The organism is Deinococcus taeanensis, from assembly GCF_020229735.1.
Lineage (GTDB): Bacteria > Deinococcota > Deinococci > Deinococcales > Deinococcaceae > Deinococcus > Deinococcus taeanensis.
In genome coordinates this window covers 388,902-402,655 of sequence record NZ_CP083455.1, presented here as the reverse complement: position 1 = coordinate 402,655, position 13,754 = coordinate 388,902, and the positions used below count along the sequence as shown (strand labels likewise).

At 70.0% G+C, this 13,754-nt stretch carries 14 protein-coding genes; 7 read left to right on the top strand and 7 right to left on the bottom strand.

All coding sequences use genetic code 11. The features are described 5' to 3' along the window. Window positions 1–213: 213 nt before the first annotated feature. From LAJ19_RS01920 to LAJ19_RS01910, 3 genes are all read left to right on the top strand, one after another. On the top strand, window positions 214–1,236 hold the full coding sequence (locus LAJ19_RS01920; RefSeq protein WP_225476648.1) for an SDR family NAD(P)-dependent oxidoreductase: 1,023 nt from the start codon (window positions 214–216) through the stop codon (window positions 1,234–1,236). A 100-nt stretch (window positions 1,237–1,336) separates the two neighbouring features. Then, window positions 1,337–2,104 carry an SRPBCC family protein gene (locus LAJ19_RS01915; RefSeq protein WP_225476647.1) on the top strand — a complete coding sequence of 256 codons (768 nt, stop codon included), beginning with the start codon at window positions 1,337–1,339 and terminating at the stop codon, window positions 2,102–2,104. After that, on the top strand, window positions 2,101–3,276 hold the full coding sequence (locus LAJ19_RS01910) for a zinc-dependent alcohol dehydrogenase (protein ID WP_225476646.1): 1,176 nt from the start codon (window positions 2,101–2,103) through the stop codon (window positions 3,274–3,276). Before LAJ19_RS01915 ends, LAJ19_RS01910 begins: the two co-directional genes overlap by 4 nt. Window positions 3,277–3,333: 57 nt before the next feature. Here the strand turns inward: LAJ19_RS01910 and LAJ19_RS01905 are convergent, their stop codons facing one another. The 6 genes from LAJ19_RS01905 to LAJ19_RS01880 form a co-directional block, all read right to left on the bottom strand. Continuing rightward, window positions 3,334–4,110: a type III pantothenate kinase gene (locus tag LAJ19_RS01905; protein ID WP_225476645.1), complete on the bottom strand. Its 777-nt coding sequence runs from the start codon at window positions 4,108–4,110 to the stop codon at window positions 3,334–3,336. A 546-nt stretch (window positions 4,111–4,656) separates the two neighbouring features. Continuing rightward, the gene (locus tag LAJ19_RS01900) at window positions 4,657–4,902 is read right to left on the bottom strand and encodes a hypothetical protein (RefSeq protein WP_225476644.1); all 246 of its coding nucleotides are present in this window, start codon (window positions 4,900–4,902) and stop codon (window positions 4,657–4,659) included. 271 nt (window positions 4,903–5,173) lie between these two features. Beyond that, on the bottom strand, window positions 5,174–5,950 hold the full coding sequence (locus tag LAJ19_RS01895) for a hypothetical protein (protein ID WP_225476643.1): 777 nt from the start codon (window positions 5,948–5,950) through the stop codon (window positions 5,174–5,176). A 17-nt stretch (window positions 5,951–5,967) separates the two neighbouring features. Continuing rightward, window positions 5,968–7,731, bottom strand: coding sequence for a hypothetical protein (locus tag LAJ19_RS01890; RefSeq protein ID WP_225523279.1), 1,764 nt, complete (start codon window positions 7,729–7,731; stop codon window positions 5,968–5,970). A 70-nt stretch (window positions 7,732–7,801) separates the two neighbouring features. Beyond that, a complete protein-coding gene (locus tag LAJ19_RS01885; protein ID WP_225476642.1) occupies window positions 7,802–8,218 on the bottom strand; it encodes an ExbD/TolR family protein in 417 nt (138 codons plus the stop codon). Between the two features lie 19 nt (window positions 8,219–8,237). Then, entirely contained in the window at window positions 8,238–8,924 is a 687-nt protein-coding gene (locus LAJ19_RS01880) for a MotA/TolQ/ExbB proton channel family protein (RefSeq protein WP_225476641.1), read from the bottom strand. A gap of 186 nt (window positions 8,925–9,110) precedes the next feature. Between LAJ19_RS01880 and sufC the strand changes: the two genes are divergently transcribed. The 4 genes from sufC to sufD all read left to right on the top strand — a co-directional run bounded on the left by sufC (window position 9,111) and on the right by sufD (window position 13,152). Then, the gene (gene sufC, locus LAJ19_RS01875) at window positions 9,111–9,866 is read left to right on the top strand and encodes a Fe-S cluster assembly ATPase SufC (protein WP_225476640.1); all 756 of its coding nucleotides are present in this window, start codon (window positions 9,111–9,113) and stop codon (window positions 9,864–9,866) included. 67 nt (window positions 9,867–9,933) lie between these two features. Then, window positions 9,934–11,340: a Fe-S cluster assembly protein SufB gene (gene sufB / locus LAJ19_RS01870; protein ID WP_225476639.1), complete on the top strand. Its 1,407-nt coding sequence runs from the start codon at window positions 9,934–9,936 to the stop codon at window positions 11,338–11,340. 70 nt (window positions 11,341–11,410) lie between these two features. Continuing rightward, a complete protein-coding gene (locus LAJ19_RS01865; RefSeq protein ID WP_225476638.1) occupies window positions 11,411–11,770 on the top strand; it encodes a VOC family protein in 360 nt (119 codons plus the stop codon). A 29-nt stretch (window positions 11,771–11,799) separates the two neighbouring features. Next, complete coding sequence (gene sufD, locus LAJ19_RS01860; RefSeq protein ID WP_225476637.1) at window positions 11,800–13,152, top strand: Fe-S cluster assembly protein SufD; 1,353 nt, start codon at window positions 11,800–11,802, stop codon at window positions 13,150–13,152. A gap of 143 nt (window positions 13,153–13,295) precedes the next feature. Here the strand turns inward: sufD and LAJ19_RS01855 are convergent, their stop codons facing one another. Then, window positions 13,296–13,739, bottom strand: a complete 444-nt coding sequence (locus LAJ19_RS01855) for a cupin domain-containing protein (protein ID WP_225476636.1) — start codon at window positions 13,737–13,739, stop codon at window positions 13,296–13,298. Window positions 13,740–13,754: the final 15 nt, after the last annotated feature.

Genomic DNA, 13,754 nt, shown 5'->3' with positions numbered 1-13,754 from the left:
CGGGGGCCGGTCTGTCCGGGGGCGTGCCTGACGCGGAACCCACTGCCGGTCTGCGCCTCAACCTGGGGATTTCATGCGTGCAAGGGCGGCTGCGGCCCCATGATCCTCAGCGCTTAGGGACTTCTCTCAGGCTGAATGAGGGGGGCGCCGCCTGAGGTTGCGATCCGCTTCACGCAGCGGCCCCAGCCGGCCCGCAGGAGGCACACTGCGGGTATGCGAGTGCCTAAACGACTGTGGTTGACGGCCGCCCTGGGTGCCGTCGCGGCCCGCCGACTCCTGACGCCCCTGTACGACCTGCAGGGGCGGCGCGTACTGATCACCGGGGGGTCGCGTGGACTGGGCCTGGCGCTGGCCGAGGAGTTCCTGAAGCGCGGTGCGCGCGTGACCCTGCTGGCCCGCACCGCCGAGGATCTGCAGCGGGCGCAGGCGCACCTCGCCGCCGGGGAACGGGTGCATACCGTGACGGGGGACGTGACGGCCGCGGCAGACGTGGAACGCGCCGTGCAGGAAACGGTGCGGGCGCACGGGGGGATGGACGTGCTGGTGCACAACGCCGGGATCATTCAGCTGGGACCGCTGGCGAACATGACCGAGGCGGACTTCCGGCTGGTGATGGAAGTGAACGCCATGGCGCCGCTGCGGCTGGTCCGGGCGGCGCTGCCGCACCTGCGCGGCGGGGGGCGCGTGGTGATCGTGTCGTCGCTGGGCGGCAAGGTGGCCATTCCGCACCTGGGCCCGTACTCGATGAGCAAGTTCGCCTCGGCGGGCCTGGGGCAGGCGCTGCGAACGGAACTGGCGCGCGAGGGCGTCACCGTGTCGACGGTCATGCCGGGCCTGATCCGCACGGGCAGTCCGCTGAACGCCCCCGTCAAGGGCCAGCACAGCCGGGAGTACGCGCTGTTCGCCACGATGGCGACCCTGCCCGTGCTGTCGATCAACACGGGAGAGGCGGCCAGGCGCATCGTGAACGCGCTGGTGCGCGGGAACGCGGAAACCATGGTGGGCGGCCCGGCATGGGTGCTGCGGATGGCGCAGGCCGTGGCGCCGCAGCTCACGGCGGACCTGCTGGCGCTGGGCAACCGGCTGCTGCCTGCGCCCGGGCCCACCAACGAGACCCGGGTGGGCCGCGAGGTGGAAGGCACGATCACCCAGGCCAATCCCATGAAGCGGGCCGCGGAGGACCGGTTCAATCAGCGTGAGGCGCACGGTCACGGGCCGCAGGGTCTGCCGAACTGAGCCTGCCCGGCACGCGGGTCGTGCTTCGCACGGGCCGGTCAGAGGCCGCCGGCCCGTGCGCTCAGTGTTCTCTCTGGCCTGTTCCTGATGGAGGTGGCGTATGAGTTCAGATGATCAGAAGCCGGTGCCCGTGTCCCCAGCCGACGCTCCTGCGGCAGAGCCTGCCAGCGAGACGACGGGCGAGACCGGCGCGTCCCTGCCCGCGCTGGAGCGTTCCGTGATGGGGAGTGTGGGGGTCGCGCTGATGGGCGCGGGACTGCGCAGCGCCCGGCCACTGCAGAAGATCGTGCTGGGCAGCGTCGGTGCGGGACTAGCCGCGATGGCCGCCACCGGACGCAACCCGCTGGCCACCGCCCTGAAGATCCGCCAGACCGGTGACGGTGAGGTGCTCGTATCGGACGGCGTCACGATCGGGAAGCCCGCCCAGGGCCTGTACGCGGTGTGGCGCGACCTGCCCAACCTCCCGAACCTGATGCGGCACCTGCAGAGCGTGGAAGTGATTGACGAGCGGCGCTCCCGCTGGACGGTGAAAGCTCCCACCGGCACGGTGAGCTGGGAGGCGGAAATCACGGCGGACGAACCGGGGCGCCGCCTGGCGTGGCAGTCGCTGCCTGGCGCGGCCATCGAGAATCACGGGGAGGTGCTGTTCCGACCGGCGCCCGGCAACCGCGGCACGGAAGTCGTGGTGCGCCTCGCGTACCGCCCGCCGGCAGGTTCGGTGGGGGCCGTGGTGGCGCGGGTGGTGGGTGAGGAGCCCTCACAGCAGTTGCGGGATGACCTGACGCGCTTCAAGCGGGAGCAGGAGCTGGGTTTCGCTCCCACCACCGAAGGGCAGAGCAGCGGCCGCGCCGCAGGAGGACAGGCATGAAGGCCATCATCTGGCAGGGCACGAACAAGGTGGGCGTGGAGACCGTTCCGGACCCGACGCTGCTGCTCCCCACGGACGTCATCGTGAAGATCACCTCCACGGCCATCTGCGGCTCGGACCTGCACCTGCTGGACGGCGTGATTCCCAGCATGGAGAAGGGCGACATCCTGGGGCACGAGTTCATGGGGGAGATCGTCGAGGTGGGCCGGGACGTGAAGAAGCTCAAGGCCGGCGACAGGGTGATCGTGCCGTTCAACATTGCGTGCGGCTTGTGCGACCCGTGCCAGCGGGGCCTGTTCAGCGCGTGTGACAACTCCAACCCCAACCACCGCATGGCCGAGGCCCTGTACGGCGCGAGTGGCGGCGGTCTGTTCGGGTACTCGCACATGTACGGCGGGTACGCGGGCGGGCAGGCGCAGTTCGTGCGGGTGCCGTTCGCGGACATCAACGCGCACCGCATCGAAACGGACCTGCGCGACGAGCAGGTGTTGTTCCTCACGGACATCTTCCCCACCGGGTACCAGGCGGCCGAGCAGTGCGGCATCCAGCCCGGCCGGGACGTGGTGGCGGTGTTCGGGGCGGGCCCGGTGGGGCAGTTCGCGGCGCGCAGCGCCCTGATGCTGGGCGCCGCGCACGTGATCGTGGTGGACCGCGTGCCCGAACGGCTCGCGATGGCCGAGGCGGCCGGCTGCCAGACCATCAACTACGAGCAGGAGGACGCCCTGGTCGCGCTGCGGGAAGCGACGGGTGGGCGCGGCCCGGACCATGTGATCGACGCGGTGGGCATGGAAGCGCACGGGCACGGGCCCGGCGCGCTGGTGGACACCGCCAAGCAGCGGCTGCGCCTGAGTTTCGACCGGATCACGGCGCTGCGCTGGGCCCTGCTGAGCTGCGCGAAGGGCGGCACGGTGAGTCTGCCGGGGGTGTACGGCGGCCTGATCGACAAGGTGCCCATGGGCGCCGCGTTCGCCAAGGGCCTGACGTTCCGGATGGGTCAGACGCACACGCACCGCTACGTGGCGCCGCTGCTGTCCCGCATCGAATCGGGCGAGATCGACCCGAGTTTCGTGATCACGCACCGCGCGGCGCTGGACGACGCGCCGGAGCTGTACCGCACCTTCCGTGACAAGCACGACGGGTGCATCAAGGTCGTCCTGAACCCCTGGGCCTGACCACCCCTCAGGGGAAGGCGCCACTGAGCTCCCAGTGGCGCCCTTCCCCTGCCGGGGTCAGCGGGTCGCCCAGAGTTCCACAAGGCCGCGCAGCGTCAGTGTCTCGTCGTAGTGGTCGATCTCCCGGCAGATGCCTTCAATGGTGCGCGCAAAGCCCCCGGTGGCAATGGCCACGGCGTCGCCGGGCAGCTCGCTGCGGATGCGGCGCAGCAGGCCGTCCACCATCTCCGCGTAGCCGAACACCAGCCCCGACTGCAGGGCGTGCGTGGTGTTCCTGCCAATCGCCGACTGGGGCGCCTGCAGCGTGATGCGCGGCAGTTTCGCCGCGCGGGCGAACAGCGCGTCCGCGCTGACCTGCGCGCCGGTCGCCAGGACCCCCCCAAGGAAGCGGCGGCCCCGCCCGATCACGTCGAAGTTCGTGCTCGTGCCGAAGTCCACGACGACCGCATACTCGTGCTGCGCCAGGTACCGCTCGGCGCCGAACAGGTTGCACAGGCGGTCGGCGCCCACCGCGTCGGGGATGTCCAGTTCCACGCGCACGTCCGGGAGGTTCGTGGCGCTCACCTCGAACGCCTCCACCCCGAAGTGCCGCCGCAGCGCCAGCGCGTAATTCTGTCCTACCGGGGGCGCCACGCTGCTCAGCACCGCCGCGTGGGGCGCCTGCGCGCCGGCCAGCGTGAACAGCCCGCTGAGCTGCAGCGCCAGGTCGTCGGGAAGCACGTCGCGGTTCGTGCGGACCCGCCAGGTGTGCGTGAGATTCAGCTGCTCGTCGGCCAGGCCGATCACGGTACTGGTGTTGCCGATATCCACGGCCAGAAGGGGAAAGGCGGGCACGCCCCGCATTCTAGGGCCCACCCGGACAGACTGTTCCCCTGCGGCAGACACCCGCGCGTGACCTGCGCGGCGGGCAGGCAGCTGCCTGAGAGGGACGGACCAACCCGGTCCTCTGCTCCGCCGCGCCCGCTGGCGGTTGTGCATGGCCGCCGCCCTGCCGCCTCACCCACTCATTCCTCCTATCGGGCCCCTGTCGGCCACCGCGCCCGGCTTCCCGGAGGAGGCTGCCTGGACCCCCAGGTGGACTGGCTGAAACCCGCCTGGGACCTCACCTGGGTCACGCCGACCACCTCCGCGCAGCGCAGCACCCTCGGCAATTCTGACTCTTTTCCCGACGCGACCGGGAACGTCAGCGTGAACTGCCAGAACCGTTCCCCCCGAACAGGTCGCGCGACGAACGCGAGGACAGCCTGGGTGAAACGTGGCCGCCCGGGCAGGTCACGGACGCCGCGGCCCGCTTCTCCGTGGCCTTCCAGGACCTCGGCGTGACGACGGGGACCGGGTGACGATTGACCTGGGGGACGACCCGGAGGCGTGCATCGCCCTTCACTCGTGCTGCCGCGTCGGCGCGATCTCCTCGGTGAGCTTCGCCGGCTTCAGCGCCGCGGCCGTCCGGGACCGCCTGGAGGCCGCCCAGCCGAAGGTGGTGCGCACCAACGCTCCCCTGGTCAGGTCGTGGCCCTGAAAGCCACGCTGGATGAGGGCCTGCACGGCCTGCCGGAAGCGCAGGTGATCGGGGCGCGCCGCGTGGATCCGGCCGCGCCCCTGGAGGAACAGGCCCTGGGTCTCCACACGCTGCCGCGCACCTCTACCCGACGCGCCGGACCGGTGACGCTGGAGGCGAATGACCCGGGGCTCCTGATCTGCCCACCCGCAGCGGCGCAATCATGTGGCGCGTGCGGCGCGGCGTGCTGGTGTCCGTGGAGGTCCGCGGCGACTTCACCAGCCTGGACAATCCAGACGCCATGGCGTCCGCACCCGACTCCAGGGGGCCTGAGCGGGCCACACGCTGCCGGGCGGGGTCACGGTGAGCCTCTCCCCCGCCCCGCCCGGTGCCCGGCCGTCAGTTGAATGTGCTCAGGTCCAGCGGCACCGCGTAGGCGCAGTCGGAATCCGCCTCGGTCCGGACCAGCAGACTGAGCGTGTCGCTGGCGCCCAGGCCGGCCTTCAGCGGTTCAAAGTAATACACCAGCGTGCCCTGCACAGGCCCTGGCGCACTGGCAGCACCAGCCTGGGCGGGCACCGGCGCGGTGCCGGTCGCCGCTCCCGCTGCGCCGCTGACCGGAGCGAGGGGTTTCCAGTCGTTCACGTAGGTGCTCTTCACCGGTGCGATGAGTTTGCCGTCCGGGCCTCTGAGGCGCACGAGGTACGCCCCGCGGGCTTTCTCGCTGGGCAGGCCGCGCACCGCGAGGTCCACGCGCAGCTGCCCGGCCGGCAGGCGTTTGCTGGCGTACCCGTCGCTAAGGGCGTCTTTCACGCTGAGGTTCCGGAAGCTGTCGCGGGCGTCCTGCGCCTGGAAGTACAGCTGGTCGGCCTGCCCACTCACCGTGAGGCTCGCCGGGCGGCTGCCGCGGGCGTAGTTGGTGGGCGCGGCGAGCCAGTCCGCAACGCACGCCGCGCCGCCGTCGAAGGCAGTCACGGCGTCCTTCCCGGCGGCGAAAGTGCCGTCTTTGACGCTCAGGTCCACCGTCAGGTAGGTCGGGACGGGGTCACGGCGGCCGTACACGCCATCAATGACGTTTCTGGCGGTGGTGTCTTCCAGTTGGGGCACCCAGGCGTGGGCCGGGGCGCAGAGCAGGGTGCAGAGCGTGAGCAGGGTCAGCGGGCGGGAGATGGACATGGGGCTCCTTGTGGGGGTCAGTTCTTGAGGTACACGACGCGGCAGGCCTTTCCGGCAGCGCGGAACTGCGTGGCGGCCGCGTCAGACAGGGTGACGTCGGTGTACACCCTGGAGTTCGGGGCGAAACGGTTGGGTTGAATGCGTTCGGCTTTTACGAGCGTGACGTTCGGGAACTGCCCGAGCGCCGCCTCGCTGGTGACGTAGGTGTGCAGGTTCCCTTCCTGCACCACGGCGCTGGACACGCCCTTGATGAGTTCGGCATCCGGCCACAGCTGCGCGCCACCGGCGTACACGAAGCTGCTCATGTCCCGCTGGAACGTGCCCAGGCCGCGCACGTCAATGGCGACCGTGCAGGCAAGCGGCCGGTCCTCAGCGCCTGTTCCAGCGCCACCACCACGGGCCACAGGACCGGCCGGGTCACTGCCTGTCCCGGCACTACCCGCGCCGTTGCCGTCGCCGCGACCGCTGGGGGCCAGACCGCCGCCCGTGCCGGCATCACCCCTCCCACCAGGGCGGCCCGTGGCGGGGCCAGGGTCAGTCCCCCCCGCCCCGCCGCCGGTGCCGCCCACGCCGCGCGTGGGACCCGGATCGGGCGCCCCGCCGCTGGGAGCAGTGCCGCTGCCGGTACGGCTGCCGGGGTCAGGGCGCGGCGCCGGTTCGGCCGGTCCGGTGCTCCCGGCGGTGCCTGCTCCGGGAGCAGGGCGGGTATCCTCGCGGGCAACCGGCTCGCTGCGAACCGGGTCGTCACTGCGCGCAGGCGGGCCGCTGGCGGGTGCCGGGGCGGCCGTGCCGGGTGCCTCCGCGTTCGGGTCGGGCCGGGCAATGGTGGCCGCGGGGCCTGCCGGGGCAGGGTCGGCGGCTCGGGAAGCTGGGGACGGCTCTGGCGTCTCGCTCCGCGCCGGGGTGGGCGCAGGCCGGGCGGCGGGCGCAGCCGTGGGGACCTGGTCCGCCGGGAGGGGAGCGCGGCTGGCGGTGGTCGCGGCTGGCGCCTCGGCTGCACTCGTCACGGGCCGGGCGGGAATGCCGCGCACGTCCGCCGGGTCCGGGGGGCCTGCCGTGGCCCGCGCCGGGGCGGCAGTGACGGCCCCGGCAGGCTGGGCGGCCGTGAGGTCCTCCCGGCGGGGCAGGGCCGTGATGGGTTCCGGCGCAGGTTCGGCGTCGGCGGGAATGGTTGTGGTGGGCGCCGCCAGGGCGGGCGCCGCTGGTGTGATCGGCGCGGCGGCCCTGCCAGCAGGCGATGTGACCGGGGGGAGCTGAGGTGTGTCGCGGCGCGCTTCGGCTGGCGCCGTGAGGACCGGTTCGTCCGGCGTGACGGCGCTCGCGGGCGCTGCGCTGGGGACCGCTGGCGTGATCGGCGCGCTGGTTACGCCGGGGGTCGTGGCGGGCGCGGCTGCCGCCGGGCTGGGGAACGCCGGTGCGGGCGCACTGGCGGGCCGGGCTGGAACGCTGGCGGCGGCGCCCGCTCGGTCCTGGGGGGCGCCTGCGGCAGGCGGCTGGGGAACCGGAGTGGGCGCGGGGGGCGGCGCAGCAGCCGGGGGGATGGCCCGGGCAGGGGGGGTTCGGGCTGGGCGCGCCGGGGCCGGCGCTGTGGGGGCGGAACGGGTGGGGACTGCCTGAGGGACTTCCGGCCGGGCAACCTCCGCGCCCAAGCGGCCGGTCGGGGTGGGGGCGGGGGCCAGCGTCACGACTTCCAGCGGCGCGCGGGCCGGGTTGGGCGGCGGGGCGGTGGGCAGCGGCGGGGGGCGCAGCAGCAGCAGGCCGGCCAGCAGGGCGGCGTGCACGGCGACGGTGGCAGCGGCGGCGCGGCGCCCTTCGCGGGGTTCGGGGGGTGTGGGGGGCGGGGCAGCGTGGTCATGGGGTCTCTGTCTGGGTGCCCAGGGCGAGGCGGGTGCCGCCGGCTTTCTTGATCTCGTCCATGACACTGACGACGGTGCCGTAGCTGCCGCGTTTGTCTGCGCGGACGCCGACCACGCCGCCGGACGCGGCAGCGAGCGGTTTGAGCTGCGTGCCCAGTCTGGTGAGGGTGGTGGCCTGGCCGTTCAGGAACACCTGCCCGGCGCGGTTCACGCTGACGATGGGCAGGTCCGGGGTTTCCTGCACGGTGCGGCTGGCGCGGGGCAGGTCGAGCGGCAGGGCGTTCTGCCGCGCGCCGAGGGTGCTGGTCAGGAAGAAGAAGATCAGCAGCAGCAGCACGATGTCCACCATGGGCGCGAAGTCGAAGGTGACGGGGTCGTGGTCGGCACGGAAGCGGCGGGTGCGCCGGATCATGGGTGGGCCTGGGTGGGCGTCACTGGGCGCCGCTGAAGGTGAGGGCCACTTCGGGCAGGCGGGTGTCGGTGCGGGGTGCGGGTGTGAGCGCGCCGGGGCGGGCGAGCCAGCTGGGGAGGTCTTCGGTCACCTGTTCGGCCTGGATCATGATCCGGTCGGCGCGGGCGCGCAGAGCGCCGCGGGCGACGTAGGCGATCACCGCGACAATCAGGCCGGCGGCGGTATTGATCAGGGCTTCGCTGATGCCGGTGGCGAGTTGTGCGGGGGTGGGGGCGCTGGTCTGGCTGAACACCAGGAAGGAACGGACCATGCCGATGACCGTGCCGAGCAGGCCCAGCAGGGGGGCGACCTGCGCGGCGGTGCCGAGGGCGCTCAGGCCGGCGTAGGCGCGGGCGTCCTCGGCGAGAAGGGCGGAGTGCATGGCGCTTTCGGCGGTGCTGACGCCGCGGTCGGCGCGGGCAAGGCCGGCGCGCAGGACCTGCGCGGCGGGGCTGGGGTGGGCGGCGCGGTCCACTTCGGCGAGGGCGGCGACGGGGCCGCTTTCGGCGGTGACGGCGCGGGCACGTTCGATGAGGGTGCGGGCGTCCTGTCCGAGGCGCGTCAGGGCCTGGGCGCGTGCGGCGGTGAGGTACACGACGTACAGGGACAGGGCCAGCAGCACCCACAGCAGGGGGCCGGCGGCGCGGGCAAGGTCGAGGAGGGTCACGGCTTCACGGGTAGCATGGGGGGGCGTGGCAAGCGTGAAAAATGCTTGTGGGCACCTCATGAGGATGCGGTGGAGGGCAGACGGAATCCGCAGTGACTCACTCGACTTTGGGCGGCGCGACGGGTAAAATGGCAAGGTAACTAGGAATCATTCCTAACAAACCCTGTGATTCCCAAAGGAGCCCGCATGACCCATCAGCTCGAAATCCGTAACCTGCACGCCAGTGTCGGCGACCAGCCCATCCTCCGCGGCATCAACCTCACCGTGCCCCGCGGCGAACTGCACGCCATCATGGGACCGAACGGCAACGGCAAGAGCACCCTCGCCAAGGTGATCGTCGGGGATCCCGAGTACACCGTGACCGAAGGTGAAGTCCTGGTCGACGGCCAGAACATCCTGGAGATGGAACCCGACGAGCGCGCCCGCCTCGGCGTCTTCCTGGCCTTCCAGTACCCCGTCGAGATTCCCGGCGTGACCATCGCCAACTTCCTGCGCCTGGCCATGCAGGCCCGCAAGGCCGAAGGCGAGGAAGTGTCGTTCAGCGAGTTCTACGGCAAGCTGCAGGGCGCCCTGAAGACCCTCGAATGGGACGAGAGCATCGTCGAGCGTTACCTGAACGCCGGGTTCTCCGGCGGCGAGAAGAAACGCAACGAGATCCTGCAGATGCTGATGCTGGAACCCAACTACATCATCATGGACGAAACCGACTCCGGCCTGGACGTCGACGCCCTGAAGATTGTGGCCAAGGGCGTCAACAGCATGCGCGGCGAGCAGCTCGGCGGCCTGATCATCACCCACTACCAGCGCCTCCTGGACTACATCACCCCGGACAAGGTGCACATCATCGTGAACGGCCGGGTCGTGCAGAGCGGCGGCCCCGAACTGGCCCGCCGCCTGGACACCGAAGGCTACGACTGGGTCAAGGAACTCGCCACGGCCTGAGGCCGGCGGCGGCGGCCCGCTCCGGCGCGGCCCTGCACCCTCACTGAGCACGCAAGGAGTCACCACCATGACCATCAACCCTGAAGTGAACGACATCAACGCCACGTACGAGTACGGGTGGAGCAACCCGGAACGGTACGCGATCAAGGCCCCCAAGGGCCTGAGCCGCGGCGTCGTGGAAATGATCAGCAAAGCCAAGGACGAACCCCAGTGGATGCTGGACTTCCGCCTCAAGGCCCTGGACATCTTCCTGAGCAAACCCATGCCCGAGTGGGGCGCGGACCTGTCGGGCCTGAACCTCGACGAGATCTACTACTACATCAAGCCCGAAGGCTTCAACTCGCGCTCCTGGGATGACGTGCCGGCCGACGTGAAGGAAACCTTCGAGCGTCTGGGCATTCCCGAAGCCGAGCGCGCCGCGCTGGCGGGTGTGGGCGCGCAGTACGAATCGGAAATGGTGTACCACAACCTCAAGGAAGAGTGGGAGAAGCTCGGCGTGGTGTTCCTCAGCATCGAGGACGGCCTCAAGGAGTACCCCGAACTGTTCCGCGAGCACTTCGCGACCATCGTGCCTCCCGAGGACAACAAGTTCGCGGCCGTGAACTCCGCCGTGTGGTCCGGCGGCAGCTTCGTCTACGTGCCCAAGGGCGTCAAGGTCGACATTCCCCTGCAGACGTACTTCCGCATCAACGCCGAGAGCAGCGGGCAGTTCGAACGTACGCTGATCATCATCGATGAGGGCGCGCAGGCGCACTACATCGAGGGCTGCACGGCCCCCGCCTACAGCAGTGACTCCTTCCACTCCGGCGTGATCGAGATCGTCGTGAAGGAAGGCGCCCGCTTCCGCTACAGCACCATTCAGAACTGGAGCCACAACGTCTACAACCTCGTGACCCAGCGCGCCGCCGTGTACGCCAACGGCGTGATGGAATGGGTGGACGGCAACCTGGGCAGTAAGGTCACCATGAAGTACCCTGCCTGTTACCTGCTCGAAGAAGGCGCGCGTGGCGAGGTTCTCTCGATCGCCATGGCCGGCCGCGGACAGCATCAGGACGCCGGAGCGAAGATTGTGCACTTCGCGCCGCACACGAGCGGCACCATCGTCTCCAAGAGCATCAGCAAGGACTCGGGGCGCAGCAGCTACCGCGGCCTCGTGAAAATCTACGAGGGCGCCAAGGGCTCCAAGACGAACGTGGAATGCGACGCTCTGCTGCTGGATGAGGAAGCCCGCACCGACACGTACCCCTACATTGAAATTGAGGAGAAGGACGCCAGCGTGGGTCACGAGGCCACCGTCTCCAAGATTAATGACGACCAGATCCTGTACCTCCAGAGCCGTGGCCTGAGCGAGGACGAGGCCGCGGGCCTGATCGTGCGCGGCTTCATCGAGCCGATTGCCAAGGAACTCCCGCTGGAGTACGCCGTGGAACTCAACCGCCTGATCGAACTGGAAATGGAAGGTTCGGTCGGCTGACCCCCCACTCCCCCCGGCCCGCGGCTCATGTCCGCCCGGGGGGCCTCACGTGCCGTTCAGGAGACGCGCCATGAAACTCAACCACATCAATCTGGGCGTCACGGATGTCCTGCAGGCCGTGGACATCTTCCAGCGGTACTTCGGTCTGCGCCCCGCCGGGGGTGGCATGCCCCTGGACGAGAAGATGGCGTTCCTGCGCGACGATGACGGCGCGCTGCTGTCCATGTTCCGCGTGAATGACGTGCAGTACCCGAAGGTGTTTCACATCGGATTCCTGCAGGACACGCCTGAACAGGTGCGTGCCGTTCACCGGCAGCTGACCGACGGCGGCTTTCACATTCCGGGCCCCAGCGAGAACCATGGACGGCTGACCTTCTACTTCACCGCGCCGTTCGGCGTGGTGATCGAGGTCGAGTCGTTCCTCGGCTGAGGGACCGCTACTTACTTCCTGGAGGTCCCATGACGACATTCAATGATCAGCTGGCGCTGGTGCAGGGCCCCGAGTGGCTCAGCGCGAAACGCAAAGAGAGCCTGGAGCTGTTCGAACAGCTCACTATTCCCACCGAGAACGTGGAAGCCTGGAAGTACACGCAGGTCAGCGTGGACTTCGCTCAGCTGCGCCCGCACGGCAAGCGTGACACTGCCGCCGACGTGACGGCCCTGCCGGCCAGCGTGCAGGAGCGCCTGACCGGCACCGACGTCGGCGCATATCTGGTGCTCGACGGGCCGGACGTCGTGTACCGCACGTTCCTGCCGGCCGAACTCGCCGCGAAGGGTGTGATCTTCACCGACCTGAAAACGGCGGTGGAGCAGCACGCGGACAAGGTGCAGCAGTACCTGTACTCCGTGGTGCCGGCTGAAGTGCCGGACGACACCACCATCGCGGCGCCCGGCACCACGCCGAGCAAGAGCCCGGACCCCAGCGAAGGCAAGTTCAGCGCGCTCGCCGCGGCCCTGTGGACGAACGGCGCGTTCGTGTACGTACCGCGCGGCGTGGAAGTCGAACTGCCGCTGGGCTCCTTCCGCGTCATGAGCGAGGCCGGCACGTACACGGCGACCCGCACGCTCGTCGTGGCCGAGGAGAACGCGCAGGTGACGTTCATTGACGAACAGGACAGCGAGGCGCTGCCCGGAACGTACGCCATCGGCGCAGTGGAACTCGTGGTCAAAGACGGCGCGCGGGTCCGGTACGTCAGTATCCAGAACTGGGGCGAAGGGGTCACGCACATCCAGCGTCAGCGCGGCGACGTGGCCCGGGACGCCACGCTGAACTCCCTGGTCGTCACGATGGGCGGCACACTCTCGCGCACGGAAATGCAGTCCTACCTGCGCGGCCAGGGGGCCGACAGTGAAATGCTGGCCCTGTACTTCGCCAACGGCGGGCAGCACTTCGACCACTACACGCTGCAGCACCACGCCGCGCCGCACGCGCACAGCGACCTGCTGTACAAGGGCGTGAACAACGACCAGTCGGTCGGGGTGTTCAGCGGCATGATCAAGGTGGACCTGGGCGCCCAGAAGACCGACGCCTACCAGAAGCACCGCACCCTGATGCTCAGCAGTGAAGCGCGTAACTACAGCGTGCCGCAGCTGGAAATCAACGCGAACGACGTCCGGTGCAGCCACGGCAGCACGACCAGCCCCGTCGACCAGGAGGCGCTGTTCTTCCTGCGGTCGCGCGGCATCAGCCGGGAAACGGCGGAGAAGATGCTTGTCACGGCGTTCCTCGAAGACGTCCTGGGCCGCGTGCCCCTCGTCAGTGTCGTGAAGTATATCGAGGGCATCATCGCCAAGAAAGTCGGCGTGGCCTGAGCGCACGCCGCAACGAGAGAAGGGTCAGCCCCGTGGGCTGACCCTTCTCTCGTTGCGCAGGTTCACAATTCAGGACCGGGTGAACAGAGCGGCTCCCTGCAGACCCAGCACGCCAGGCACAGGCCAGCGGACCTGGTGGCGCCTCAGGGCCCGGCGGACCAGGGTTCTCCGGTTACAGGGTCACGCAGCGGATCCGGGACCTGCACGATTCGCCCGTGCGCCTCTGCCGGATCAGTCTGCTCAGGTCGGCAGATATCCCAGCTCCGCCCCTGCGCGTACGCGCCGATGATCAGCAGGTCGGCGCTGGCCGCGTCCCGGCGGTGCCCGGTCCCGGCCGGCAGCACCAGCACGTCCCCTTCGGCCACGCTGACTGTGGGACCGCCCTCACCCCCCAGCGTGAGGGTGGCCTGCCCGCACGCGATCACGAGCACCTCATGCGCGGTGGAGTGGTAGTGGTGGTACGGGTAGATTCCGTTGCGCCAGGCGGCGCTCCAGCCGTGTCCAGCCAGGTGCGCCTCGACCGCAGCGGGCGCTTGACCGCTCAGCGCCGCGCGGTACACCCGGACAGGCCAGTGACTGTTCGGCACAGCGCCCCCTGACTG